General features: G+C 43.0%; 25 protein-coding genes and 1 rRNA gene. 20 read left to right on the top strand and 6 right to left on the bottom strand.

The genetic code is table 11. From position 1 onward, the window contains the following. The 4 genes from rrf to BO225_RS11475 all read left to right on the top strand — a co-directional run. A 5S ribosomal RNA gene (rrf, locus tag BO225_RS11460) occupies positions 1-89 on the top strand; the annotation flags it as partial. 88 nt (positions 90-177) lie between these two features. Beyond that, positions 178-1,638: a DUF1846 domain-containing protein gene (locus tag BO225_RS11465; RefSeq protein ID WP_083632204.1), complete on the top strand. Its 1,461-nt coding sequence runs from the start codon at positions 178-180 to the stop codon at positions 1,636-1,638. Positions 1,639-1,642: 4 nt separating this feature from the next. Next, on the top strand, positions 1,643-1,930 hold the full coding sequence (locus BO225_RS11470) for a hypothetical protein (protein ID WP_076342335.1): 288 nt from the start codon (positions 1,643-1,645) through the stop codon (positions 1,928-1,930). Then, positions 1,927-2,226 carry a hypothetical protein gene (locus tag BO225_RS11475; protein ID WP_076342336.1) on the top strand — a complete coding sequence of 100 codons (300 nt, stop codon included), beginning with the start codon at positions 1,927-1,929 and terminating at the stop codon, positions 2,224-2,226. Before BO225_RS11470 ends, BO225_RS11475 begins: the two co-directional genes overlap by 4 nt. A gap of 10 nt (positions 2,227-2,236) precedes the next feature. Here the strand turns inward: BO225_RS11475 and BO225_RS11480 are convergent, their stop codons facing one another. Both BO225_RS11480 and BO225_RS11485 read right to left on the bottom strand, forming a co-directional pair. Continuing rightward, positions 2,237-3,760: an NAD(P)H-hydrate dehydratase gene (locus tag BO225_RS11480; protein ID WP_083632205.1), complete on the bottom strand. Its 1,524-nt coding sequence runs from the start codon at positions 3,758-3,760 to the stop codon at positions 2,237-2,239. Then, on the bottom strand, positions 3,750-4,031 hold the full coding sequence (locus BO225_RS11485; RefSeq protein WP_076342337.1) for a Dabb family protein: 282 nt from the start codon (positions 4,029-4,031) through the stop codon (positions 3,750-3,752). The genes BO225_RS11480 and BO225_RS11485 overlap by 11 nt, the downstream gene beginning before the upstream one ends. 91 nt (positions 4,032-4,122) lie before the next feature. Here BO225_RS11485 and BO225_RS11490 point away from each other — a divergent pair, with 91 nt between their 5' ends. From BO225_RS11490 to metK, 12 genes are all read left to right on the top strand, one after another. Beyond that, the gene (locus BO225_RS11490; protein WP_076342338.1) at positions 4,123-5,754 is read left to right on the top strand and encodes an oligosaccharide flippase family protein; all 1,632 of its coding nucleotides are present in this window, start codon (positions 4,123-4,125) and stop codon (positions 5,752-5,754) included. Then, positions 5,754-7,604, top strand: a complete 1,851-nt coding sequence (gene mnmG / locus BO225_RS11495) for a tRNA uridine-5-carboxymethylaminomethyl(34) synthesis enzyme MnmG (RefSeq protein ID WP_076342339.1) — start codon at positions 5,754-5,756, stop codon at positions 7,602-7,604. Before BO225_RS11490 ends, mnmG begins: the two co-directional genes overlap by 1 nt. A gap of 34 nt (positions 7,605-7,638) precedes the next feature. Beyond that, positions 7,639-7,959, top strand: a complete 321-nt coding sequence (locus BO225_RS11500) for an FtsB family cell division protein (protein WP_076342340.1) — start codon at positions 7,639-7,641, stop codon at positions 7,957-7,959. A gap of 2 nt (positions 7,960-7,961) precedes the next feature. Further along, on the top strand, positions 7,962-8,453 hold the full coding sequence (locus BO225_RS11505; RefSeq protein WP_076342341.1) for a hypothetical protein: 492 nt from the start codon (positions 7,962-7,964) through the stop codon (positions 8,451-8,453). Positions 8,454-8,550: 97 nt separating this feature from the next. Then, positions 8,551-9,042, top strand: a complete 492-nt coding sequence (locus BO225_RS11510; protein WP_076342342.1) for a winged helix-turn-helix domain-containing protein — start codon at positions 8,551-8,553, stop codon at positions 9,040-9,042. A 119-nt stretch (positions 9,043-9,161) separates the two neighbouring features. Next, positions 9,162-11,573: a glycogen/starch/alpha-glucan phosphorylase gene (locus BO225_RS11515; protein WP_198936147.1), complete on the top strand. Its 2,412-nt coding sequence runs from the start codon at positions 9,162-9,164 to the stop codon at positions 11,571-11,573. 56 nt (positions 11,574-11,629) lie between these two features. Next, positions 11,630-12,769: a 1-deoxy-D-xylulose-5-phosphate reductoisomerase gene (gene dxr / locus BO225_RS11520; protein WP_076342344.1), complete on the top strand. Its 1,140-nt coding sequence runs from the start codon at positions 11,630-11,632 to the stop codon at positions 12,767-12,769. Between the two features lie 58 nt (positions 12,770-12,827). Further along, on the top strand, positions 12,828-14,243 hold the full coding sequence (locus BO225_RS11525; RefSeq protein ID WP_076342345.1) for a hypothetical protein: 1,416 nt from the start codon (positions 12,828-12,830) through the stop codon (positions 14,241-14,243). Between the two features lie 89 nt (positions 14,244-14,332). Continuing rightward, positions 14,333-15,847 carry a PHP domain-containing protein gene (locus BO225_RS11530; protein WP_076342346.1) on the top strand — a complete coding sequence of 505 codons (1,515 nt, stop codon included), beginning with the start codon at positions 14,333-14,335 and terminating at the stop codon, positions 15,845-15,847. Positions 15,848-15,868: 21 nt separating this feature from the next. Beyond that, positions 15,869-17,827, top strand: a complete 1,959-nt coding sequence (gene metG, locus BO225_RS11535; protein ID WP_083632207.1) for a methionine--tRNA ligase — start codon at positions 15,869-15,871, stop codon at positions 17,825-17,827. Further along, positions 17,827-18,000 carry a hypothetical protein gene (locus BO225_RS12565; RefSeq protein ID WP_198936148.1) on the top strand — a complete coding sequence of 58 codons (174 nt, stop codon included), beginning with the start codon at positions 17,827-17,829 and terminating at the stop codon, positions 17,998-18,000. Before metG ends, BO225_RS12565 begins: the two co-directional genes overlap by 1 nt. Before the next feature lie 181 nt (positions 18,001-18,181). Further along, positions 18,182-19,282: a methionine adenosyltransferase gene (gene metK / locus BO225_RS11540; RefSeq protein WP_076342348.1), complete on the top strand. Its 1,101-nt coding sequence runs from the start codon at positions 18,182-18,184 to the stop codon at positions 19,280-19,282. A gap of 35 nt (positions 19,283-19,317) precedes the next feature. Here the strand turns inward: metK and BO225_RS11545 are convergent, their stop codons facing one another. The 4 genes from BO225_RS11545 to BO225_RS11560 form a co-directional block, all read right to left on the bottom strand. Beyond that, entirely contained in the window at positions 19,318-19,761 is a 444-nt protein-coding gene (locus tag BO225_RS11545) for a hypothetical protein (RefSeq protein ID WP_076342349.1), read from the bottom strand. Next, positions 19,758-20,102: a hypothetical protein gene (locus BO225_RS11550; protein WP_076342350.1), complete on the bottom strand. Its 345-nt coding sequence runs from the start codon at positions 20,100-20,102 to the stop codon at positions 19,758-19,760. Before BO225_RS11550 ends, BO225_RS11545 begins: the two co-directional genes overlap by 4 nt. A 120-nt stretch (positions 20,103-20,222) precedes the next feature. After that, positions 20,223-20,669, bottom strand: coding sequence for a DUF6568 family protein (locus BO225_RS11555; protein ID WP_076342351.1), 447 nt, complete (start codon positions 20,667-20,669; stop codon positions 20,223-20,225). A gap of 72 nt (positions 20,670-20,741) precedes the next feature. Further along, positions 20,742-21,245 carry an ECF transporter S component gene (locus BO225_RS11560; RefSeq protein WP_143356844.1) on the bottom strand — a complete coding sequence of 168 codons (504 nt, stop codon included), beginning with the start codon at positions 21,243-21,245 and terminating at the stop codon, positions 20,742-20,744. 229 nt (positions 21,246-21,474) lie between these two features. Between BO225_RS11560 and BO225_RS11565 the strand changes: the two genes are divergently transcribed. Genes BO225_RS11565 through BO225_RS11580 form a run of 4 tightly spaced genes read left to right on the top strand, consistent with a single transcriptional unit; the run spans position 21,475 to position 26,163 of the window. After that, positions 21,475-23,739: a pyruvate formate lyase family protein gene (locus tag BO225_RS11565; protein ID WP_076342353.1), complete on the top strand. Its 2,265-nt coding sequence runs from the start codon at positions 21,475-21,477 to the stop codon at positions 23,737-23,739. Continuing rightward, positions 23,732-24,631 carry a glycyl-radical enzyme activating protein gene (locus BO225_RS11570; protein ID WP_076342354.1) on the top strand — a complete coding sequence of 300 codons (900 nt, stop codon included), beginning with the start codon at positions 23,732-23,734 and terminating at the stop codon, positions 24,629-24,631. Before BO225_RS11565 ends, BO225_RS11570 begins: the two co-directional genes overlap by 8 nt. Further along, positions 24,632-25,414 carry a DeoR/GlpR family DNA-binding transcription regulator gene (locus BO225_RS11575; RefSeq protein ID WP_076342355.1) on the top strand — a complete coding sequence of 261 codons (783 nt, stop codon included), beginning with the start codon at positions 24,632-24,634 and terminating at the stop codon, positions 25,412-25,414. Next, positions 25,411-26,163: an N-acetylmannosamine-6-phosphate 2-epimerase gene (locus tag BO225_RS11580; RefSeq protein ID WP_076342356.1), complete on the top strand. Its 753-nt coding sequence runs from the start codon at positions 25,411-25,413 to the stop codon at positions 26,161-26,163. The genes BO225_RS11575 and BO225_RS11580 overlap by 4 nt, the downstream gene beginning before the upstream one ends. The last annotated feature ends 31 nt before the right edge of the window (positions 26,164-26,194 follow it).

Here is a 26,194-nt window from a genome sequence, read left to right on the forward strand (position 1 = left end):
TACCTGTTCCCGTCCCGAACACAGAAGTCAAGCACTCCATCGCCGAAGGTAGTTGGCTTAGCGCCTGCAAGAATAGGACGCTGCCGGTTCTAGAGAAGCTAGCAAGACAGACTTGCTGGCTTTTTTTGTAGGATTCCATTTTGTATGTTACAATTCATAAGGCAAAGGGGAAACAGTGTGAAAACAGGATTTGATAACGATAAATATTTAGCTTTACAATCTGAAAATATAAAAAACAGAATCGCTCAATTTGGAGATAAATTGTATTTAGAGTTTGGAGGCAAGCTGTTCGACGACTACCATGCAAGTCGTGTATTGCCTGGATTTGCTCCCGACAGCAAGCTTCAAATGCTCCTGCAGCTCAAAGATCATGCAGAGATCGTAATCGTCGTTAACGCAAACCACCTTCAAGAAAATAAGATCCGCTCAGATCTTAGGATCGGATACGATGAAGAAGTCTTTCGCTTGATCGATGAATTTACGAATGTAGGACTTTACGTAGGCTCTGTCGTCATCACCCAATACGGTCGTCAAAAAGAAGCCAAACGATTAGAGTCTCGTTTAAAACGGAAAAATATTCCCGTTTATCATCATTATTCGATCGAGGGATATCCAACGAATACGAAAAAGATCATTTCTAAAGAAGGATTTGGACATAACGATTATATCCAAACTTCTAGAGAACTTGTCGTTGTAACAGCGCCTGGCCCGGGAAGCGGAAAAATGGCGACATGCCTTTCGCAGCTCTATCATGAAAACCTTCATGGAATCAAAGCCGGCTATGCAAAATACGAAACCTTTCCAATTTGGAATTTACCACTCGATCACCCAGTTAATCTAGCCTATGAAGCGGCTACTGCAGATTTGAACGATGTCAACATGATCGATCCATTCCATTTGACGGCTTATAATGAAATCACCGTCAACTACAATCGAGACATTGAGATCTTTCCGGTCTTAAAACATATGTTTGAAGAGATCTATGGCGAAAGCCCATATCTTTCGCCGACCGATATGGGTGTCAATATGGCAGGCTTCTGCATTTCGGATGATCTTGTCTGCCGCGAAGCTTCAAAACAAGAAATCTTGCGCCGCTATTTTGGAACACTTACACGCCTATACAATGAATTGTGCACAGAAAGTGAACTACAAAAACAGCAGCTTTTGCTCCAGAAAGCGCAAATCGTTGAAGAAGATCGTCCTTGTGTCAAAGCGGCCCGCGAAAAAGAAGCAAGAACGCATTCTTTTTCTGGCGCCATCGAATTGAAGGACGGAACCCTCGTCACCGGAAAAACAAGTCAATTCATGGGACCATGTGCCGCGATCATTATGAACGCGATCAAATATTTAGCGAATATCGATGAAAAAGAAGATCTAATCAAAAAAGACGCGTTCAAGCCCATTCAAAATCTAAAAACGAATTATCTAGGAAGCCTCAATCCGCGTCTTCACTCCAACGAGATGTTGATCGCGCTCTCGCTTAGCGCGCAATCAAACCCACTCGCGAAAAAAGCGCTCGAGCAGCTTCCTAAACTCCAAGGAAACCAAGCTCATATCACATCCAGGATCTCGAATGTCGATATGACGATTCTCAACAATCTAGGTATTCAAGTGACCTATGAAGCACAGAAAGGATAAACTTATGGCAAAAACAATTTCCGCTTCTGGATCAGGCGCCGTACGCACGATCCTCAAAAATAAAGAAGCATTTGAGTTCGCGCTCCGTTCTAAAGAAACAGAAGGAAACCGCATTCGCTATTTCTATGATGTTTTTTATGAAAACACAAACGGAACGCTCAATATCGCGGTCGAAGACGGCGATGTCAAGATCGCATCTCTGAACTTATCACTGGGAAAGGTCATCAATCTTTACAATGATAAGAACTTAAAAAAGCTCTGCCATTACGTACTTGAACATACAGAAGAATGAAAGCTCTCTTATATATCGTCGTAAAAGGAAATGAACAAACCGTTCAACATATTCAAGAGATCCTTCGATCACGGATTCAATCGGTTTCCTTTTCACCCTATCGCGAGCAAGCAAGCTTGAAGGACTGCATCGAAATGAATGCCACATTTTCGATCGAACAAGACGAAGTCGACGCACTCCTTCAGTTTCTAGATAACGATTGGGATGGAGAAAAAGACGACTGCACTTGTTATGGATTCAATACAAAACCGTTTGATCCTTCGATCTATTTTATGCGATTTGAATACTTACACTAAAAAAACGCCATCAAGGCGTTTTTTTAGATTGAAGCGTTAAAAAGGCTTGAGAAAGATTTTCAACAAGATCATTGGGGGTGAAGCTGATTGGATCCACAGACGATAAAGAAGCAGCCAATGAATGAGCGTACACGCCGCAAAGAGCCGCTAGATAGGCATCATGACACCAAGCATACAAACCAAGGATCATCCCTGCAAGCGTATCGCCAGATCCCCCCTTGGCCAGCGCAGAAGTCGGGTGATCGAGCACGAATAATCGATCTTGGAAACCAATCAATGTGATCGAAGATTTTAAAACAAGAACCACGGAAGGATTCTCTTTACAAAAACGCTTTACGATCTTTATACGATCTCTTTCGATTTCTTTTACATCTATATCTAGAAGATCGGCCATCTCTTTCAGGTGAGGCGTCAAGATCGTGTCCGCCTTCCTTTGACTTAGATCGATCTCTTTCTTTATATACACTAATCCATCCGCATCCACTAAAACGGGCTTATTGGAAGCAAGAAGGAGTTTGACCATTTGTTCTGTAACCGCATATTTATGCATTCCATTTCCAATGCTGAAAGCATCATACCGATCAAGCTGCTCCTTTAAGATAGAAAGCGCATCTTGGCTAAATCGGCCATTCTCCTCCGGAACGCCAAGACTCATGACATAACTCATCTTTGTTTCCAGAAGCATCTGGATCGATTTTGGTACAAAAACACTCAATAAACCAACTCCGCTATGAAAGCAAGCATCGGCAGCCATAGAAATGGCGCCAGGCATTTCATCGCTCCCACCAATCATCAATACTTTTCCATTCTTATTTTTATAACTGAACGGATCGCGCCTAGGAAAGATCGAGCGGACGTACTCTAAATTCAATAGACTCGCACAATCCCGATGCAAAAAAGAAGGGATACCAATGTCGACGCTCTTAAGAGTGCCACATACATTTTTTCCTTCTCTCAACAATTCTCCCCATTTGATCGAGTCGATCGCTATGGTGAGATCGGCGTGAGCACAAACTCCCAAGATCTCTCCAGTATCCGCATTTAAGCCGCTAGGAATATCGATTGCCAACACAAAAGTATCTAAAGAATTGATTGCTTCGATCCACGTCGCAAAGATCCCTTCAATGGGTCTAGAAAGGCCGCTTCCAAATAGAGCATCTACGATCATGTCTGCTTGCTCGAGTTCGACAAAGGCAGCAGGATCCGTGTTTAAAAAACATGGAATATCGAGCTTTTGAATCGCTTCAAATTGAATTTTTTCTTCGTTTGAAAAACGATCCATAGAAGGGTGGATGCAAGAAACGGGCTGTTCTTTGAGTGCAAGGAGCCGAGCGAGCGCCATTCCATCGGCTCCGTTGTTTCCTGGTCCGCAAACGATCACGATTTTTTGATACGAAGTGTCTGGAATCGAATGTAAAAGTTCGATTGCGGCATGCTCCATCAAGACCAAAGAAGGGATCTTGATTGAATGAATCGCTTCATAATCGATTTGACGAGCTTGTTCTCTAGAAGCGATAAAAATCTCATTCGACATCGATCGTCACCGAATGATCCATATAGGGTGCGAATTCTTGTTTGATCTTTTGATGAAATGGATCGTTGGCATACCGGTCTAGATCCTCTTTGTTCAATTCGACTTCTAATAAAACATCATAGCTGCGAGGGGAATCTAAAAAATCGGCGCCAACAAAAAATGACGAAACATAAGGGATCGTTTCCTGATCCATCTTTCTTAAAATGTCCATGACACGCTTCTGATTTTGAGAAGTGCGCTCCTTTAATTTGATCAATACGATATGTTTCATAAATCCTCCTTTATTTGCTTTTTTATTTTAAACAAGTTGTGTCAAAACCACAATTTTCATGTGCTATAATGATGAGCTGAAGGAGACTACTATGCCAAAAGGAAAAGTAAAAAAGTCAATTATATACAGTGGCTTGATTGGAACAGGAGGCTATTTCTTTGCGAAGCTGATCAGTCTGTTTTATGTGATCCCTTTGAGTTCGATCTTAGATTCAGCAACGTATACGAACTTTTATGGAACAGCCTATAATATCTATTCCTATTTTTTAAATATATTTAGCGCAGGATTTCCTTTCGCTATCGCGACTCTGGTGGCTAAATACTCAGCTAAAGAGGATGCGAAAACGATCTTGATCATTAAAAGGATCTCGATTTTATTTCTTTCCTTGACTGGATTTGTCGGAATGCTTGTCATGTGCGCATTATCTGGGCCGATCGCACATCTTGTTGCCGCCTCATCCGATCCAGCCATCATTCAGATCATGCAGATCGTCTTATGCATATTAGGCGTGGCGATCTTTTTTGTCCCTGTTTTGTCGGCTTATCGAGGCTTTGTCCAAGGCGAAAAAGAAATCGAAGAATATGCGTTTTCTCAAACATTCGAACAAATATTTCGGGTCGGTTTTCTCTTAAGCGCTTCGTGTCTATGTGTTTATGCTTTAGGGATGGAGCGAAAATGGGCGCTCTATGCTTCTGTATCGAGCACTGTGATCGCCGCCATTGCCGGTTTGATCCAGATCATCCGTTTCGATCGCAAAAGCAACAAACGCCTTCAAAAAGAGGCGGCCATTCAAAAGACTCATGCGATCCCGACCAAAAAATTATTTCGAGAATTTATTTTATTAGCTATTCCATACTTTGTGGTTGCCGTTCTTGGCTATAGCGATCAAATCTACAATTCGATCTTATTGCCATTGGGTCTAAAATCTGGCCAATATTTACCAGAAGAATATGACACGATTATTTCGGCTTTCAACTTTTCTGGCGGTAAGATCATCGCGATCCCGATGATTTTAGCCCCTGGATTTACGGCTGCGATCATTCCTCATATCACGACCGCTTTGGAAGAAAAGAATATACGACTTGTTCGTTCTAACGTGATCGACTGTTTAAATATTATTCTTTATATCGGATTTATGCTTTCGTTTTGCATATTTATTTATGCAAAACCGATCACGTATATTTTATTTTCTTCTAAAAATCTTGAATTGAGTAGCAGCGTGTTGCGTTGGCTTGCACTTGAAGGCTTTACCGGCACGCTTATGCCCGTGATCACCAATATCATGATGGCGCTGCGTTTGCGAAAAAGCGTTTTGAAACGGTTATTCATTTATACGCTCATCAAAGGAATCTTGATGGTGCCTATGATTTGGCTGATCGGATTCCCAGGTGCTATTCTTTCTTCAATGATTGCTGCGATCTATCTTGTTTATTCCAACCTGAAAGAGATGGCAGAAACGTATGGGATCCATTTTAAAGGGCTGATCCATAAGTTTGTGCTCGAATTTATGATTTGTCTATGTATGTGGCTAGTTGCCTTCCTGTTGACAAAGATCGGTTTAGATGGCGTAGGCGGCTCACGAGTCTTCGGATTTTTTAAGCTTGGCATCAACGGATTGTTTGTCGTGCTTTTCTATATTGGAATGAGCTTGTTTTTTCAGATTCCGCAGACGATCTTTCATTTTAAGCTGAAAAGAAAGCCAAGCAGAACGGAGGTACGCTAATGTATGATGTGATCGTGATCGGAGGAGGACATGCGGGAATCGAAGCTGTATTGGCGGCTCATCGTATGGGAAAAAAAGCGGCGCTGATCACTTTAAATATCGATATGATCGGCTCGATGCCTTGCAATCCTAGCGTTGGCGGACCAGCCAAAGGAATCGTTGTCCGTGAAATCGACGCGCTTGGAGGCTTGATGCCTATCGCCGCGGATAGGACCGCCCTCCAATTCAAAATGCTCAATACCACAAAGGGTCCTGGTGTCTGGTCTTTGCGAGTTCAAAGCGATAAAGAAGAATATAAGCGGTTCATGAAAAACTACCTTCTTGATCAAGAAGGCTTGGATGTGATCGAGGCTGCTGTTGCCAAAGTATGGATCGAAGAGGGTGTTGCCAAAGGGGTGATCTTGGCCAACGGAGAAAGACTATTCTCGAAAACGGTCGTATTGACAGCGGGCACCTACATGACATCCAATGTTCTTCGTGGCCATACATCGATCGAGAGCGGACCAGAAAACCAGCCAACGATCAATACTTTATCGGCTTCCTTGGAAAAAGAAGGCGTGCGCTTGTTTCGATTAAAAACAGGCACACCTCCACGAATCAAGATGGCCACTGTTGATTTTCTTCATGCGGAAAAACAACCAGGCAGTCCAGCGTTTTATAGTTTTTCTGAGACGACAAAACCAGATGAGGTGCTCTCTTTTCAAGAACAAGAAATGTGCCATCTTATTTATACAACACCAGAAACGCACGCGATCATTCATGAACATCTTCATGATTCCGCTATGTATTCAGGACTTGTCAAAGGGGTAGGCCCGCGTTATTGTCCAAGCATAGAAGATAAGCTGGTTCGTTTTTCCGATAAGCCAAGGCATCAGTTATTTTTAGAGCCTGAATCCAAATCGCTCGATACGATCTATATTCAAGGCTTTTCAACTTCGATGCCGATCGACGTTCAAGAAAAAATGGTCCATTCCTTGCCAGGATTGGAGCATTGTGAAATTGAAAAATACGCGTACGCGATCGAATACGACGCGATCGATCCGCTGCAGATGAAACCTTCTTTAGAAAACAAGGTCATTGAAAATTTATTTACGGCTGGGCAAGTCAATGGAACAAGCGGCTATGAAGAAGCGGCAGGACAAGGTCTATTGGCTGGAGCGAATGCGGCTTTGAAGATCGATGGAAAAGAACCGCTGATCTTAAAAAGAGATGAAGCGTATATGGGTGTGATGATCGATGATCTTAGCACCAAGGGAACGAAAGAGCCATATCGCCTTTTAACTTCGCGCGCTGAGTTTCGTTTGCTGTTGCGCCATGACAACGCTGATCAGCGTCTTCTTGAAAAAGGGTACAAGATCGGTCTTGTCAGTCAAGAAAGATACGACGCCTATCGAAAGAAAATGGAAGCGATCAAGCAAGCTCGTGAAGAACTCGAACAGATCCGCATCAAACCAGATGCCAAGACGAACGCGTATTTAGCCACATTCGGCTATGATGAACTCAAGCATGGATGTTCGGCTTTAGAATTGCTGAAACGTCCTAAGATCACTCTTGAAAATATGGCTGAGCTCATTAGCAAACGTTATGATCCGAAAGCTGCGCAAGATATTGAAATCGAATGTAAATATGAAGGATATATCGCCAAAGCAAAACGAGATGTCGCGCATCTGCGTTCGATGGAAGATAAAAAGCTTCCGCAAGATCTTGATTATCTTCAAATGGAAAATTTGTCTTTAGAAGCACGTCAAAAGCTCGATTCGATCCGACCGATGACCTTAGGGCAAGCATCGCGGATTTCCGGGATCAATCCAAGTGACATCGCGATTTTGGCGATGCATATAAATTCGTGATATAGTAGAGATATAAAGCGAGGGGATAGAGACGATGAAACAAGTAAAAAAGCGCCGAAAGCTCGCAGAACCGATCCGTAAGTTAGGTTCTGTACTGTTGTTGTTCGTTTCTGGATGTTTCTTTTATTTTGGAGCTAAGGATATTTCGACTACAATCGCTTTAAAAGAAAGTATCCAGGAAAACTTAAAAGAATCCGCTGAATTGGATTCAAAAAAGAAAGAACTAGAAGCTACAAAAGAGAATCTTTCCAATCCGGAATATGTGGAATATATTGCTCGCGGAAAGTATTTGGTCACGAAAGAAGGGGAACAAGTGTTCAAGTTTCCTAGCATCGATCTGCAAGAAGGGGAATGAAAATGGCGCAAGATTATTCAATGTATGAGTGGCGAAAATATAAACAATACTATACAGAACAAGAGGGAAAGATCCTATTCAAGGAGGATACACCCTCTTTTGTTTTAGAGAGCTATCAAAAAGAAATGGCGCAATACCAAGGGTTGCAGGATTTTGCCAAAAGAAAAAATTCTAAGACATCCATTTTATTCAAATCTAAGAAAAAAGAAAAAAAGCCAATCGATCAGTTTGTCAAAGGATTGAAGGAACATCGCTTTGATGAAGATCTTTTCGCGCCTGTTTTTTTGTGGCTTAGCGTAGACGGGAAAGCTCTAGCTCGAGCAAGCTGGATTGACATTTCTGAAGAGCTGCATTTGATCCAGGTTTACGAAAACAAAGAAATCACGTTCGTAAAAGCGCAAAGCGAAACGGGAGATCATCTATTTATGCTCACATGGGATGCAAAAAACCAACCCACAAGAATACAGGGATTTTATGCGATATTACCACAATAAACCTTAATAAAATAACACGAATAAGTTTTACGAACATATCAATTGTAATTATATGACTTCTTTTATACTATATAAGTTAAATAGGAGGGCCATAATTATGGAAAAAGATCATGGATTAAATATCCCAAAATATTTAATTGTTCCTTATAGATCGGATCTAGCCAAAGAAATCTTCATTTCCCTCAATTTATGGCAAAGAGAGCATTGGACGATCAATACGAAACCGACATGGATCTGTATCCCCGGCAGCGATACGCATGGAATGATCTATTGGATCGAAACGGCTGATTTGATCATTCGCCCTCAATCGAAGCAAGTGTTCAAAGGAAAAAAAGAACTTCATTTGACGCCGACCACGTTTCAGATCTTGCATCGACTCGTTGCTTGCAGTGCTTTTACTGTGACTCGTGATTCGCTTCATACGATTTATGATCACGAAATTGAAGAAAACACACTGACACAAGCAATCAGCGATCTTAGAAAACAGCTCGGAGAAGGGCCACGAGGAAAACAATATATCCAGACAGTGAAAGGAGTCGGGTATCGTTGGGGATATCCTGTGGAGCGAATCGATGAAGGAGTTTTATAAAATTTAATATCCTTAGTGTTTGTTTGTATACGAAAATACAAATTCTGCAAGTTTAATGCCCATAATTTCTTTGATTTGTGGAATTCAATTGGTATAATAGGTAAACAGGGAGGAATATTATGTCAACTTTCAGTTCGAAAGAAAATTTTGTAAACACCTTCAAAGTAGCGGTCGCGGAAACCTATGGCCGTGATTTTGAAGATACAAAAAGCGTAGAACGGTATCTTGTTCTAGGTCATTTGATCCGCGATTATGCAGGAATAAATTGGAAGGAAACAAAGAATGCCATTAAAAAATCACAAACTAAGCAGTTGTATTATTTTTCAATGGAATTTTTAATGGGCCGCCTTCTAACCAACAATCTAATGAACTTAGGAATTTATGATGTCGTCAAAGATGGCCTTGATGAGCTGGGCATGAACATCAATGAAATCGAAGAAGTGGAAAGCGACGCTGGTCTAGGAAATGGTGGATTGGGTCGTTTAGCCGCTTGCTTTATGGATTCGCTCGCTTCCTTGAATCTTGCCGGAAACGGGAACTGTATTCGTTATCGGTACGGTTTATTCAAGCAGAAGATCGAAAATTTCCAACAAGTCGAATTGCCAGACTGCTGGCTCAAATATGGAAATGTTTGGGAAGTTTGGAAACCACAGCATGAAGTCAAAGTCAAATTTGGCGGAAAAGTCGACGCCTATATGGATTACAACGGTAAATTCCATATGAAGTACGAGCCAGACTTTGTCGTTCGGGCCGTTCCTTATGATGAGCCGATCATCGGATATCATACGAAAACTACGAACACGTTACGTTTGTGGGATGCCCAGGTCGATGAAAACTCGGTAAAACCTGGTCAACTCGGTCAATATTTAAGCGATGTCAGCGCACTGACAGCCAACGTATACCCGGATGATTCTACGTTGGATGGAAAACGCCTTCGTTTGAAGCAAGAATACTTCTTTGTCTGCGCGGGAATCAATCAGATCATCGAATCGCATTTGCGCGTGTATCCAAGCTTGGATAATCTTGCGGAAAAAGTAGCGATCCAGCTCAATGATACGCATCCTGTTCTCGTGATCCCTGAATTGATGCGCGTATTGATGGATGACTACAATTATGACTGGGATCCGGCATGGAATATCGTTACACATACAGTCGCCTACACAAATCATACAGTTATGGCGGAAGCGCTTGAAAAATGGCCACAAGATATGATGCGCGACTTATTGCCGCGTGTCTATATGATCATCGAGGAAATCGAGCGCCGCTTCCATTATGAAGTGGATCACCGCAATATGGGGTATTTATTCAATTCTGTCTCAATCTTAAAAGACAACCAAGTCCATATGGCCCATCTTGCGATCGTAGGAAGCCACAGTGTCAATGGGGTGGCTAAGATCCATTCAGAAATCTTAGTCAATGATGTCATGTCTTCGTTTGCGGCTCTCTATCCAGACCGCTTCAACAATAAGACCAACGGGATCACACATCGTCGCTGGCTCTTGTATTCGAATCCGCAGCTTACGGATCTTTTGATCGATACGATCGGCGATGGATTCATCAAGCATCCTTCTGAGTTGAGTAAATTAATGGATTATGTAGATGATCCGATCTTACAGAATCGTTTTATGGAAGTGAAACGGGAACGAAAGGCCATCCTTGCCAAATATGTAAAAGACACGCTGAATATCGATGTCGACGTCGATTCGATCTTCGATTGTCAAGCGAAACGTCTGCATGCCTATAAGAGACAATTGCTCAACGTCTTCCATATCATGCATTTGTATTTGAGGATGAAGAAAGATCCAAATTTCCGTATCTATCCACGGACGTTCTTCTTCTCCGCCAAAGCGGCTCCTAGCTACGCCTTAGCTAAAGAGATCATCAAACTGATCAACATGGTCGCTGAAAAGGTGAACAACGATCCAGAAATCTCTCGATACATCAAAGTCGTATTTATTCCAAACTATTCTGTTTCGGTCGCTGAGGTGCTGATGAACGCGGCAGATGTGAGCGAACAGATTTCGACGGCCGGTAAAGAGGCGAGCGGAACTGGAAATATGAAATATATGATGAATGGCGCTTTGACATTAGGAACACTCGACGGTGCCAATGTCGAGATCGTCGAACAAGTCGGATACGAAAATGCGCAGATCTTTGGACTTCATGTCGAAGATATCAATGAATTGAAAAAAGAGAACTCTTATAATGCATGGAATCTTTACAACCAGGATGCGAATATTCGCGAAGTGATCGAAAGCTTAAAAAATAATACTTGGGCGAACGATCCAAACGCGTTCCAGCTGATCTATAACGATTTGATGCTCAGAAACGATGAATTCTTCGTGCTTGCGGACTTTGAAGCATATATTTATGCGCAATCGCTCGTACAGAGAATGTACGAAGATCGTTCGAGATGGGCTCGAATGATGCTTATCAATATCGCGAAATCGGGTTATTTCTCTTCCGATCGAACGATCCAAGAATATGCGGATCAAATTTGGGGACTCACTCCGATCCCTTTTGAAAATTAGGATTAAAAGACGGTGATCGACCGTCTTTTTTCTTGTTTTCGGAGTACAATAGAAATATGAAACCAAAAAGAATTCTCTTATTAGGTGCAACTGGATCGATCGGTACCCAAACGATCGACGTGATCGACCAGCACCCTGAACGCTTTGAGCTCGTTGGGGTCAGCGCTGGGCACCAAGAACAAAAGCTCAAAGAAATCGTAGATTCGCATCCTTCGATTCAATGTGTCGGACTCGCCAAAAAGCCAGAAATCGATTTTGGAGATGTCCAGCTGTTTTATGGCGAAGGAGCGATGGAAAACTGTATAAAAGAAACGGAGTACGACTTGCTTGTCAATGCGACCGTTGGATTTCGTGGCTTGAAGCCAACACTTGCTTCGATCGAGAAAGGAAAAGATGTGGCACTTGCCAATAAGGAAAGTTTAGTGGCAGGCGGAGAGCTCGTAAATGAAGCTCTTGAGAGAAATGGAGTCCGGTTGTATCCGATCGATTCGGAACACAGTGCGATTTTTCAATGTCTTCAAGGAAACTCGACCAAAGAAGTGAAGCGTTTGATCATTACGGCAAGTGGAGGAAGTTTCCGCGATAAAAATAGAGAAGAGCTCAAAGAGGTGAGTGTCCAAGAAGCCTTGGCGCATCCGAATTGGGCTATGGGACAAAGGATCACGATCGATAGCGCCACCATGGTCAATAAAGCTTTCGAGGTGATCGAGGCGCATTATTTGTTCAATGTGCCAAAGGAAAAAATTGGAGTTGTTCTCCATAAACAAAGTATCGTCCATTCCATGGTGGAATATGATGATCATGCGATCATGGCGCAGCTTGGAAGTGCCGATATGCGTTTGCCGATCCAATATGCGCTGACTTATCCTGAGCGTCTGCCTCTTCATGAAAAGCATCCTTTAGATATGCTTTTGAGCCGGACACTGGATTTTAAAGCGATGGATGAGGAACGCTATCCAATGATCAAGATCGCTTACGAGGTGATCGAAAAGAAAGGAAACTTAGGTGCGATCTTCAATGGAGCGGATGAAGAGGCGGTCCAGCTTTTCTTGAGTGGAAAGATCTCTTTTTTACAAATTGAAGAAAGCATCGTTCAAGCGCTCTTGAATAGCGCGTATATTGAACATCCAACGTATGAGCAATTGGCTAAAAGCGATCAAGAGGCCCGCGAATTTGTGAAAATGTATTGGAGCTAGCTTTCTTGCTTCAATCTTGTTACAATAAAGCGTACGCAGAAAGGAAGTGATGCTTAGCATGAAGAAACGAGTGTTGATCACATTAACGAGCGCCGTTCTCTCTGCCCCTTTGATTCCATACAACGATGTTGTTTTGGCTTTGAGCCAAAGTGGACCTGTTCAAAACAGCAATGTGGAACCAATCATGATCGACTCGCCAGAAAAATTTATCGAAACGTATTGTTCAAACACGATCGTGCAAGTCGACCCAAACACAAAGCAGACTTTGCTTGATCCGATCACTCAAAAACCGCTTGAGATCAAAGAGCGGATTTACGAAGTGACGATCAATAACTATATGATCCTTTTGGAGGGGAATGATTTTCTACAAAAACAGACTCCTGCTTTTCAAGAACAAGTAAAGACGTATTTCAATACGACACTGACTAACGATCCAACAAAAAAAGCGAGCTTTGCGAGCTATGATGAAATGATCGGACAAGCGATCCTCATCCAGCAGCAGGAAGAAGCTAAAAAACAAGAGGCGATCCAGCAAGAAGAAGCCAACAAACAAGAGGATGCCAACAATCAAGGTGTAGTAAAACCAGGTACGACAAACCAAGATGCGGCGAATCAAGATACAACAAATCAAGACGGGCCAAATCAAATTGTCGGCTCGCCTTCTCTTACGCCAACACCAGACGCCCCTGTTGAAGGAGCACTCACGAATGATGTCGATTCGAATGCGGAAGCATCGCAAGATGGAAAAGATCAGCCAACGAACGAACCACAAGTTCCTAGCGATCAAGAAAACCAGCCATCAGCCGATCCTGTTCAAAATACAGAAACCGCAAATGGAGAGATCCATGAAGCTTTGGATCCTCAGCCAGCTGAAGAAAATAATGAAGCTGGAGAAGTTCCAATTTCTGAAGAGAAATCGGAAAATGAAGAGAAAAGCGTTCCTACGAATAAAAATGGTTCTCCATTGCGCATGAGGGGAGCCGCCGGACCGGGTCTTGTTCCTGCAAGCTTCAATCAGCCCAAGCTAAGCCCATCTTCTTTGAGTGATCCGACACCTAGTGTGCCAGTTGAGATCGCCAAGGTAGATCCTGTTCCTGCACCAGCATTGGATGTTGAAAAGCCATCGACTGAACAAGGAACTGATTTTATTAAAACGTATGTGAGTGACGATTCGGGAAATATGTATAAAAGCGCGACTTCGAACAATTATTTACGTATTCTTTCGGGAATGAACGCGTGGTCGTCGCTGAGTACGGAACAAAGACGGACGATCAATACAACGTTGAAAAACAATGGGGGAAAAAGCTACCAGACCCTTGTGCAAGAAGCGCAGCAGCTGCAGCTGATCCCTGGGCAAAGAAGTGTTTCGCGTGTTTCAACAGCGAGTTCGACAAACGCTTCTTTATATGGAGCCCTTAGCGTAGCTTCCTTGTTGGTGATCGAGGAATTAAGCCGAAAAAAGAAGATCTTCTAATCATACAGACTAAACCGAATCGGGGGTTTAGTCTTTTTTTCAGTAACATTTTTGTTATAATGGAAGCTATAAGAAAGGTTTGTGAAACAATGAATACGTTTAAGCAGTATATAGGGCTCCTTTTAAAACGAGCGCAGCTCTATCGGCAAGGTGGCTATAAAAACGCAAAACCTCTCAAAAGAACGATGGATGACTATCAAACGCATTTATTTGCGTTTTTAATTGATGTGAATATTTGTCTTCTTCCCGTATATATTTGGGTCATAGAATTTTTATTGATCTTATGTGGATTGATTCCTCCGCATTTTTTCGATCTATTATTTTATTTGATGTTCGCCCTTTTGTTTTTGACGTGTGTCGTAGCGCTAGGGATCGTCACCTCCCGCTTTTCCGGTCAAACGATCGGGTATGCGATCATGGGGCTGCGCCTCGTGGACCGAAACAAAAAAGAGGCTTCCCCGATGCATTTGATGTTGCGTCAAGCCTTAGGCTTTGGCGTGCCGACGATCTTGCTTGGCTTCTTTTTCAAAGTATACGGAATGGTTGGCTGGTGGCTGCTCAATGGATTGGTCGTGCTTATAACGCCCAACCAACAAACGATCTTTGATTTGATCTTCAAATTGATCCTTGTCAAGGAGGATGATAAGACGACGATCCAGATCGTGAAGAAAAAAGAAAAAGTGATTCCAGAAGAGATCGAAACAGAAGAGGATCTCCCTCTTTCTCCGATCGATCTGCATATTCGATCCAACTACAGCGATGATGGCTATTATGATGTAGAGGAAATCTTCAAACTAGCTAAAGAAGCGAAGCTGGAAACGATCTCGATCACGGATCACAACTGTGCTCGAGTGAACGCGGCAGCGACTCGTTTCGCCCACCTCTATGACATTCAATATATTCCAGGTGTCGAGTTCGATTGCCAATACGAAGGAAAAAGATTGAGGATCCTTGGATATTATATTGATTGGAATCAAGAGATCTTCAATGTTCTTGAACAAGAGTCCTTGAAAAGAGAAAAAGAAATGTCGATCGAGCGCGTCAAGAAGTTCGAACAATATACCCATATTTCGATCGATCTAGATTCTTTGATGTCAAAATCGCGCTTCCAGACGATCACCGCGGAACAAATTTGTGAAATGGTGTTCAGAAACAAGAAGACAAGAGCGCTTCCGCTCGTAAAGAAATATTTGGACAAATATTCTTCGGAAAAAGAAGCGATGCTTCGCTTTAAACAAGACTTGTTTGGCAAAGGCGGACCTTGCTTTGGGCAAGGAATCTATCCAGAGGCCAAAGAGATCATCGAAGCGATCCACGATGCCAACGGGATCGCCATCTTGGCAAGCTGGCATCTAGATTACTTTGACGATCATACGATCGAAGATCTGATCCATCTTGGAATCGATGGCATCGAATGCTTCTCGCCAGTGATCCAAGAAACGACGGTGACGGCTTTATTGAAACTTGTCATGAAGAATAAATTATTTGTGACAGCGGGCAGCGACTTCCATGGACCTTCTCGTCCGGAAAGAAAATTGGGCGATACGAAATGTCCAGAAAAAGGAATCGCACTTGTTAAAGTGTTTACAAAAGCCGCTAAGTAAATGTTTAGAAAGGATATTAGAATGAGTACGAAAGAACCGTATTATATAACTACCGCAATCGCTTATACGTCCGGAAGACCTCATATTGGCAATACGTATGAAATCATCTTGACAGACGCGATCGCGCGCTTTAAAAGAGCCCAAGGATTTGATGTCCGTTTTCAAACGGGAACAGATGAGCATGGTATCAAGATCGAGGAGAAGGCGAAAGAAAAAGGCGTCACGCCTCAAGAGTTTGTCGATGAGATCGCTGGCCAAATCAAGTCGAATTGGGATCTCATGAATACTAGCTATGATAAATTCATTCGAACAAGCGATCCAGACCATGTAGAAGCGGTGAAGAAGATTTTCAAGCGCTTCTATGAGCAAGGAGATATTTATAAAGGCGAATATGAAGGCTGGTATTGCACACCATGCGAATCTTTTTGGACGGAGTCGCAATTGGTGGATGGAAAATGCCCGGATTGTGGGCGTCCAGTGCAGAAAGCCAAAGAAGAAGCGTATTTCTTCAATATGAAAAAGTACGCGCAACGCTTGATCGATTATATTGAAGAGCATCCTGATTTTATTCAACCTGAGTCGAGAAAAAACGAGATGCTCAATAACTTCCTGCGACCAGGTCTACAAGATCTTTGCGTGTCGCGGACATCGTTTACATGGGGAGTACCAGTCGATTTTGATCCAGGCCATATCGTGTATGTTTGGCTCGACGCCCTCAGCAACTATATTACTGGGCTTGGCTATGATGCCACGAAAAAAGAACAGCCAGAGCTTTTTGAAAAATATTGGCCAGGCGTGCATATTATCGGGAAAGATATTTTGCGTTTCCATACGATTTATTGGCCAATTTTCTTGATGGCGCTCGATCTGCCGCTTCCAAAAAAGGTATTTGGTCATCCGTGGCTACTTTTTGGGGAAGGCAAGATGTCAAAGTCCAAAGGGAATGTAATGTATGCTGAAGAGCTCGTTAATTATTTTGGCGTTGATGCGGTACGTTACTATTGCTTGCATGAAATGCCTTTCGCCCAAGATGGCACTATCACATGGGAACTTCTTGTTGAGCGCATCAATTCGGATCTAGCCAATATTTTAGGAAATCTCGTGTCGAGAACGATCGCGATGGTCAATAAATATTTTGATGGCGAAATCTCGAATCCAATGATCTATGATCCTGTCGATGAAGGCTTGATTTCTAGAGCGTTGGCGACTCGAGAAAAGGTCGAAGAAAAAATGGACGAGCTTGAAGTTGGCGCTGCCTTAGACGAGATCTTCAAGCTTCTTCGTCGAAGCAATAAATATATCGACGAGACAGAACCTTGGGTCTTGGCGAAAGATGAATCGAAAAAAGAACGTCTGGCGACAGTGCTCTACAATTTGTTGGAATCGATCCGAATCAGCGCGGTCCTTTTAGAAAGCTTTTTGCCAGAAACGAGTCAAAAGATCTTGGATATGCTCCAAACCAATGAGCGCAGTTTAGAATCGACTAATTCGTTTGGTCATTTAGAAACGGGAAATCGTGTCGTGAAAAAACCGGCGCCGCTGTTTGCTCGAATCGATGAAAAAGAATTCTTCAAGCGACTTGAAAAAGACTTGAAGAAAGATCAGGAAACAAAAAAAGCGCCAAAGGCGGAACCGAAAAAAGAAGAAGCGGAAAAGCCAGAAATTACGATCGAAGATTTCGCGAAAGTCGAAATGAAGATCGGCACGATCAAAGAGTGTAAACCGCATCCGAAAGCGGATCGTCTTCTTGTCGAACAAGTCGATCTTGGAGGGGAAGTGCGGCAGATCGTCAGCGGGATCTCTCAATTCTACAAGCCTGAAGAGCTTGTTGGAAAACAAGTTGTAGTCGTGACGAATTTGAAACCTGTCAAATTAAGAGGGGTCGAATCGCAAGGAATGATCTTGTGCGCGGCTAACGAGGAAGATCTTGCGATCATTTCTCCATCGAAAGAAATGATCAATGGCACGATCGTTCGTTAATGAATGACGAACAAAAAGTGTTGTTCAAGCAGCTCCAATTGGCTGGCTTGGGCATCGTGATCGGGGCTTTTGGATTGTTTGCCAAACATAGAGCGATCTTTTGGATCGGGATCGGCGTCCTTGTGTGGGGAATCGCCCGTTATCTATTGATCCGGCATTTTCTTTCAAGGTGACAAACTAGAAATAAAATGTTTTAATACAAGTAAATCGAATTATCAAGAGATGGGAGAGAGAGTTAGCTCATTGACACCACGCCAACCTGTACATACAAGGTGGTCCTGCTAACAACGATAAGAAGTATAGAAAATAAGCGTACTTCGGTACGCTTTTCTTTTATAAATCAATGGAGGAACTATGAAGAATTATATTTTTACGAGTGAAAGTGTAACGGAAGGGCATCCGGACAAGATCTGCGATCAAATCGCCGATGCGATCTTAGATGAAGCGCTTCGGCAAGATCCATATTCGAATATGGCTGTTGAGGCGACGATCAAAGATGATTTCGTCTTGATTTATGGAGAAGCGAACACAAAAGCAAACATTGATTATGAAAAGATCGCTCTAGATATGATCAAAAAAATCGGATACGAGGAAGATTATCAAGTCAAAGTCGTGGTCAACGAACAATCCCCAGAAATCCATAATGCGGTCAATAAAGACGAGATCTGTGCTGGAGATCAAGGGATCATGTTTGGTTACGCGTGCGACGAAACACCAGAATATATGCCAATGTCAATCTATTACGCGCATCAATTGGCCATGCAGCTCGCGAAGGTGCGTCGTAAAAATCCGATGCTCAAACCAGATGGAAAGACACAAGTTTCGGTAGAATATGAAAACGATATTCCAAAACGGATCGATGCGATCGTCGTTTCTTCTCAGCACGATGTTTCGCTTTCTCAAGAGGAATTGAAGAAAATCATCATGGAAGAGGTCATCAAGCCAGTGATCGATCCGGCTTTGCTGGATGAGAACACGAAATACTTTATCAATCCATCGGGCAGCTTTGTCGTGGGTGGAAGCTTTGGCGATTCGGGAACGACAGGACGCAAGATCGTATGCGATACCTATGGAGGACGCGGACGGATCGGCGGAGGCTGCTTCTCTTCAAAAGATCCTACAAAAGTCGATCGTTCGGCGGCTTATTATGCCCGAAAAGTGGCTAAAAATATCGTGGCCAACAAGCTCGCGAAACGGGCCGAAGTCGAAGTCTCGTACGCGATCGGAAAAAAAGAGCCGATCAGTATTTGTATCGATACATTCGGAAGTGGTGTGATGGAAGACGAGAAGCTTTTGGAAGTCATCAAGAAGAACTTCAACTTCGATGTCAATAACATTATCAACGATCTCGATCTCCGCAAGCCAATCTACAAAAAAACGAGCTGTTATGGACATTTTGGCGATCCACAGTTCAGCTGGGAAAAAGTCCAGGAATTGGATACAAACATCGAATAATTTGAAAAAGAGTCCTGAAAAGGACTCTTTTTTGATCAAAAGAAATAAAGGATATTGAAAAACAGCACAACAAAAAGGAGGATCAAATAGATCGACATCGGCTTGAAGATCAAGTAAATCAAACTCCCAAAACACAAAAGCATCATTCCAAACAGCTTTGTAGAACCAGATGTGATCCATAAAATCGTGCAAACCAAAGAGGCAATGATCAAAAACACGGACAAGATCTTCATCGCAAGATCATACCTAGGAATCGAGGAGAAGGTTTTAAATTGGACCGATTGCTTAGGAAAAACAGCCATCAGACCCAGTTCAGGCATCCAATCCCGCTCATCATAGATCCAGACTGAGTAAGGATCGTGAAGGGCGGGTTCTTCTCCTTTTTTAAATAGCTGGATGTGATCTTTTCCGACTCGTTGTACAAAGTTGGTATAATCGAGCTCGTTTTCTAAAGTGTCCTGGATGTAGTATGTTTTCATTTTGATTTCCATGAACTTTGTTTATGATACACAAAGTAGAGAGCTATTATAATAATCTGCAGAAAATACACCATCCAATGAACAGGAAAGAAAAACAAATTGCAGACATCAAAGACAATGAGCGAAAAGACGACGATCTTAAAAGAATCGCGCTCTTTTTGTTTGCGGAGCTCATAATTGGCAGTACAGCCGATCAACAAAAAGATAGGGAGATAGAGCGCGTATCGTGCCCGATCTAAATTCTCTAAGTTTTCAAGACAAAATGGCAAGATCACAAGCATGCCTAAGCTCAGCGCGAAAGAGGCGGCAAAGCGCTGGGATGTCGAAAGCGTTTGTTTCATCGCACGTAATTCTCCTTTCTATAAACGAGATGTTTATTTGTTATTATTATATCTTAGGTTGTATAGATCGCAAAATAGAAAGAAGAATAAAAAAACAAAAGGTCAGTTTAAACTGACCTTTTATTGATCGTGCTTATTGATAAATTTTTTAAGAAGCGCATAATCATTTTCCTTCATCGCGCCATAATTATTTGACTCTTTGAATTTTATGGCTTTCCCCTCCTTAGAAATGTAGAGCAGGGTCGGCACGTATTGCGCGTCATATTTTGTTTCGATCGCTTCCTTTTGGGCATCGGTCATTTGATTCACATCGAGATAATAGATCACTAAGCCGCGGTTATCGCGAATGATCGAATTCATACCATCAAAAAATGTACCACAATGAGCGCAATCATCTCGCGAAATCACAAGGAAATGGTTGGAAAGATCTTGATTTTGCCATTCTTCATACGGGAGATCGACAAAACCGGTTTGTCTCTTGAACGATACAGCGCGCGTCAAGACAAAAAGAACACAAACACAACAAAGCGCGATCAGAACCGGAATCAGTTTATAGTGCTTTTTCATGAGCATCTCCCCATTTTTTTACCTAGTTAAATTATAACGCAGAATGGAAAAAATGCGATGGAAAAGAAAGGATCATTGAAGCTTCGTTCGATATAACGCCTTTTGAACGATCGGATACGCGACAAAAGCGATCACGATTCCAACAAGACTTTGAAGGATGTTTTCAGGAACACCCGAAAGAGCGATGATCGCGCTCCCTTTTAAAAACCATTTCGCAAAAAAGTAGCCAACGACCATCACGATCGAACCAGCCCCATAATACGCGAGTCGATACTTCGCTCCAAAGCGATGGAACAAATACGAGATCAAGTACGCCTCGATTCCTTTGATCAAAAGGGTCCAAATAAAATAATACGCATAACCGCCAGCCAAGTCAGCCATCGCTGAACCAAGACCGCCAACTAGAAAAGCGCCGAAAGGACTCAGTAGTCCTGCAAACAACATCAAAAAGCCATCTCCCATATTAAAGTAGCCATCCAGCGGATTGGGGATCTTGATAAACATTGTCGCGACAAAGACAAGAGCCATTCCTAAAGCGGTCAAAACGATTTCATTCGTGGTGTATTTTGTTTTCATACGCATTCTCTCCTTTGATATGCGTTTATCGTAACAAAGAATTGCTCTTTAAAAAATATACAAAATCGTAAATAAAAAAGTATACAGAGGGGACAGTTTATAAAATAAAAAAAGGGACAATCGAAAATTGAATAAATATGAATCAAATTGAACAAAAAAGAATAAAAATCACTTGCAATTGGTCCGAGAAATACTTATAGTGAAGACAGAAAGAAAGAGGATACGATACATGGCAAAAATCAATATCGATGGCGTGCAAAACGTTGAGATCTCTAAGAAGATCCCTTGTGAAAAGCCAATCGAACAACAGTTGGAAATCATGGAAAACTATACGCGGACTTATCAAAAGTATATAGACGCGCCTAAAGCGAAGCGGGAAATCGAATGTCTTAAAACGATCTATCCGATCTTGTTTCGTTCGATCGAAGACGATGATCTGATCGCAGGACGACTTGATTTTTTGCCGATCGGCTTTGGCGCTGTCACAAGCGTAGGGGGCGTGGGACACTATTGCGTCTTTCATAAGTTGCGGGCATTCAAAGAAGAGCTTCCACAAAGTGAATGGGCTCGCGTCGATGCGCTCTACGATTTTTGGCAAGACCACGATGTAAAGACCCTCTATTGTCAAGATATCCTCAACGATACGACGACTGGACGCTTTATCGATTGCACCTATCCATTTATGGCGACCGCTCGCCTATCTGGCATGATTCTCGATTATCAAAAACTGGTCACTCAAGGAATCAATGGCATCCTCCATTCTATCCAAAACGATCAAGAGGATCCGTTCATTCATGGCTGCATCGAAGCTCTCGCTCTTTTCAAAGACGTGATCAAAGCTCAAATCGAATTATGCGAACAAGCGAAGAAAAACAAAGAACAGTCACGCATCAAACAACTCGAACAAATGCAGGACGATCTAGCCTATTTGTTAGAACACAAGCCAGCCACCTTCCGTCAAGCCCTCCAGCTCTTCTGGCTGTACGCGCTATGCGCTGGATGCATCAACTATGGCCGATTGGATATCGTTCTTGGTCCATTTTTAAAAAGAGACATTGAAACAAAAGAGATCAGCGAAGAAGAAGCGTACGACTTGATTCGATCGTTATGGAAAATGATCGAGAATCGAAGGACGACCGTCAATGGCCGCATCATTGTCGGCGGAAAGGGCCGCAAAGATCAAGAGGCCTGCGATCTATTTACCAAACTTTGTTTACGCGTTTGCAAAAACACCCGCTATGTCGAGCCCCAATTCACGCTCCGCTTCGACCATGACACCGACCCTGAAATCTTGGATATGGCCTATGATTGCATCGCTTCGGGAGCCACCTATCCTACACTTTACAACGATGATGTCAACGTCCCAGCCGTCCAATACGCCATGCGTGTATCTGAGGAGATCGCTGAACAATATGTTCCATTTGGATGTGGCGAATTCGTCATCCAAGGAAAAAGCATCGGAACACCGAATACATTGCTCAATCTCGTCAAGATCTTGCAGCTCGCCCTCAATCAAGGCGTCGATCCGATGGATGGGATCTATAAAGCAGGACCTGTGGAAGTCAAACCACTTGCTTCCTTTCAAACCTTCGATCAGTTTTATGACCAATACAAAAGGTTGCTCGACTACTATTTTGAATTGAGCGTTCAAGCGCAAAAGCACAGCTACACGATCATGAATCAAGAAGTTTCGTTTCTATTCAATTCAATCTTGATGGACGATTGTCTTGGACGAAAAAAAGCGCTCTTGGATGGTGGTGTCGAAATCGTTGGCGGTACCAACGAAACGTATGGGAATATCAACGCGAGCGATGCGCTCTATACGATCAAGACACTCGTTTTTGACCAAAAAAAATATATGCTCGATCAACTCAACGAAGCAGCTCTTGCCAACTTTGCCGGCTATGAAAAACTCCATAAAGAAATCATGGCGCTACCTAAGTATGGAAACGATGAAATGGATTGCGATGAACTTGCCAACGACCTATTTGAATATATTGCCAAAGGAATCCGTCAAAAAGGAATCGATCACGGGATGGATTATTATTTGATCGTGATTTCCAACAACCAGACCAATACGGATTGGGGACATGAGACACACGCTTCTCTCGATGGACGAAAAAAAGGAGTCTACATGAATCCAGCCAACAATCCACAAGGCGGAAATTCAAAAAATGGACCGACGGCCGTATTGAATTCTCTGGCTCGCTTTGATGCCAAATACCATGGGGGAAGCGTGCAAAACATCAAATTCACGCCTCGCATGATGCATGAAGATCAAGAAAAGGTCAAAGCGCTCTTCAAAACGTATTTTAAAAAAGGAGGCTGCCAGCTCATGGTCACTGTCGTGGATCGAGGCGTTCTCGAAGACGCCCAGATCCATCCAGAACTTTATCCTGACTTGATCGTTCGAGTCGCAGGCTATAGCGCGGTGTTTGTCAATTTAGGAAAAGATGTGCAGGAAGAACTGCTGAGCCGGACATTGTATGATTAGATTAAGCAATATTGAACGATTCGCCACCCACGATGGACCAGGCATCCGAACGACTCTTTTTTTTAAGGGATGTCATATGCATTGTCCTTGGTGCGCCAATCCAGAAACCTGGAATTTTGAGATCGAATTGCTTCACGATCCAAAAAAATGCACTCAATGCGCTCGTTGCCAAATCGTTTGTCAAAAACAAGCGATCAAAATCGAGAACGGAAAGTGGAGGCTTCAAAAAAAACAATGCGATCAATGCCGTAAGTGCGAAGAAGCGTGTTTGAATGATGCGATCACATTTTCAGGAAAAGAGTATTCGATCGAGGAGCTGCAAAGCATCGTCGCCAAAGATCGAGATTTTTATGAAGAAAGTCATGGGGGCATCACTCTTTCTGGCGGGGAAGTTATGCTTCAGCTTGAGGAAGTCAAAACACTCTTAAAAAAGCTCAAGCAGGAAAACTATCATATCGCTCTTGAAACCACGGGTAGCTACCCGCTCAGCTCTTTAAAGCAAGTCGTTGAGGATGTGGACTTGTTTTTAATGGATTTCAAACATTTAGATCTAGAAAAGCTAGAACAGATCACAGGCGCAAATGGAGCGGAAGTGATCGAGAACTTTCAATATTTAGCCAAGCACTATCCCGAAAAAGTGATTCTTCGCATGCCTGTCATTCCTCGATTCAACGCGGATCGACCAACGATCGAAGCCGTCCTCGATTTTGCTCGCGAATACGGGATCCAAGAAGTCGATCTTTTGCCTTTTCATCCTCTTGGCGCCAATAAATGGCAGCAGCTCGATCGCTTATATCTATATCAAGAGGAGCCGATGATGGATAAAGAACAGCTCAAACCATATATCGAGCTAGGAAAAAAGAAAGGCGTCTTCGTGAAAGTAGGTGGATAGATGATCAGTGTACAACGACTAAAATTGATCCAAGAAATGATCGAGAAAAATTCGTTTGTTTCGGTCAAAGAGATCATGGAACGCTTTGAAGTGTCTCGCTCAAGCGCCATGCGGGATCTGATCGAATTAGAAAATCAAGGCATCGTCATCCGAGAAAGAGGAGGGGCGATGTTAAAAGAAAAGGCGGCGACCGTATCGAGTGCCAATGAAGCCGCGATCCGGACCAAAGAAAATCTGCACGCTTCTCAAAAACGAGAAATATGTAAAATGGCTTCGCAAACGATCCAAGAAGGAGACTGCATTTATATCGATGGAGGGACGACACCTTTGTTTTTGGCGGAAAAGATCGCGAACATGAAAGTGACGATCATCACGCCGAACACGTATTTTTTAGAAAAACTCTCCGTGACATTTCCGGGAACGATCTATTTGCTCGGTGGCGAGTTTGGCCTTGGCCGCGACATGAGCTATGGACCTTTGACGATCGAGATGTTGAAGCAGTTCAACTTTGATTTGGCATTTCTATCAACGAACGGGATCGATCTAGAACGAAAAGAAGTCAGCGTTTTTGATTTCCAAGTGGGAGCTGTCAAAAAAGAAGTGCTGAAACGGTGCAAACACAACCGGCTTCTTGTCGATTCTTCCAAGATCGGAAAGCGCGCGATCTGTTCGTGGGCACAGCTTGATTCGTTTCAAGATATTTATATGGATACCTGTCCACTAGAGGAACGGCCAGAAAATGTGATCGTCTATGAAGAGAAAGGAAAGAAAGAGAACGTATGAAAACAACCGACGCAAGAAAAAAAGCGATTTTAGAAAGTATGAAGGGCGGATTGATCGTGAGCTGCCAAGTTCAAAAAGATGATCCGATCTATACGGAAGATATGGTCGTGAAAATGGCCGAAGCCGCTCGCTGGGGCGGCGCTGTGGGAATACGTGCTAACTCGCCTGAACAGATCAAGAAGATCAAAGAAGCAGTGCCAGAACTTCCGATGATCGGTCTTTGGAAAGTTTGGCATGACGATACGGATGTATTCATCACGCCGACGATAAAGGAAGTTAGAGCGATCTGGGAGGCGGGCGCCGAGATCATCGCGTTAGATTGCACGGCGCAAATCACCCATGAAGGAAAGCCAGCATGGGATTTGATCAAGCAAGTCAAGCAAGAGATCCCGGAAGCGATCGTTTTCGCGGATGTTTCAAATTATGAAGAGGCGAGACGCGCCATTGAAAATGGGGCGGATATCGTGGCGCCAACATTATATGGCTATACAAAAGAGACGGCGCATATCGAAGAGCCCGATATGCGGATGTTCGCTAAAATGTGCAAAGACTTTCAAGACGAAGCGTATGTGATGATGGAAGGGCATATCTATACGCCAGAGGACGCTATGAAGTGTATCTTTTTAGGCGCGCATAGTGTCGTGGTCGGCAGCGCCATCACACGTCCGCATTTAACGACCAAACGGTTCACAGATCTACTAGGCAAATACCAAGACAATTGGAGAGAGGCAGAACGGGCGAAACATTAGGAGCGAAAGATTTCGCTTCTTTTCTTTTTTT

Source organism: Dubosiella newyorkensis, from assembly GCF_001945605.1.
In the GTDB taxonomy this organism is placed as follows: Bacteria; Bacillota_I; Bacilli_A; order Erysipelotrichales; family Erysipelotrichaceae; genus Dubosiella; species Dubosiella newyorkensis.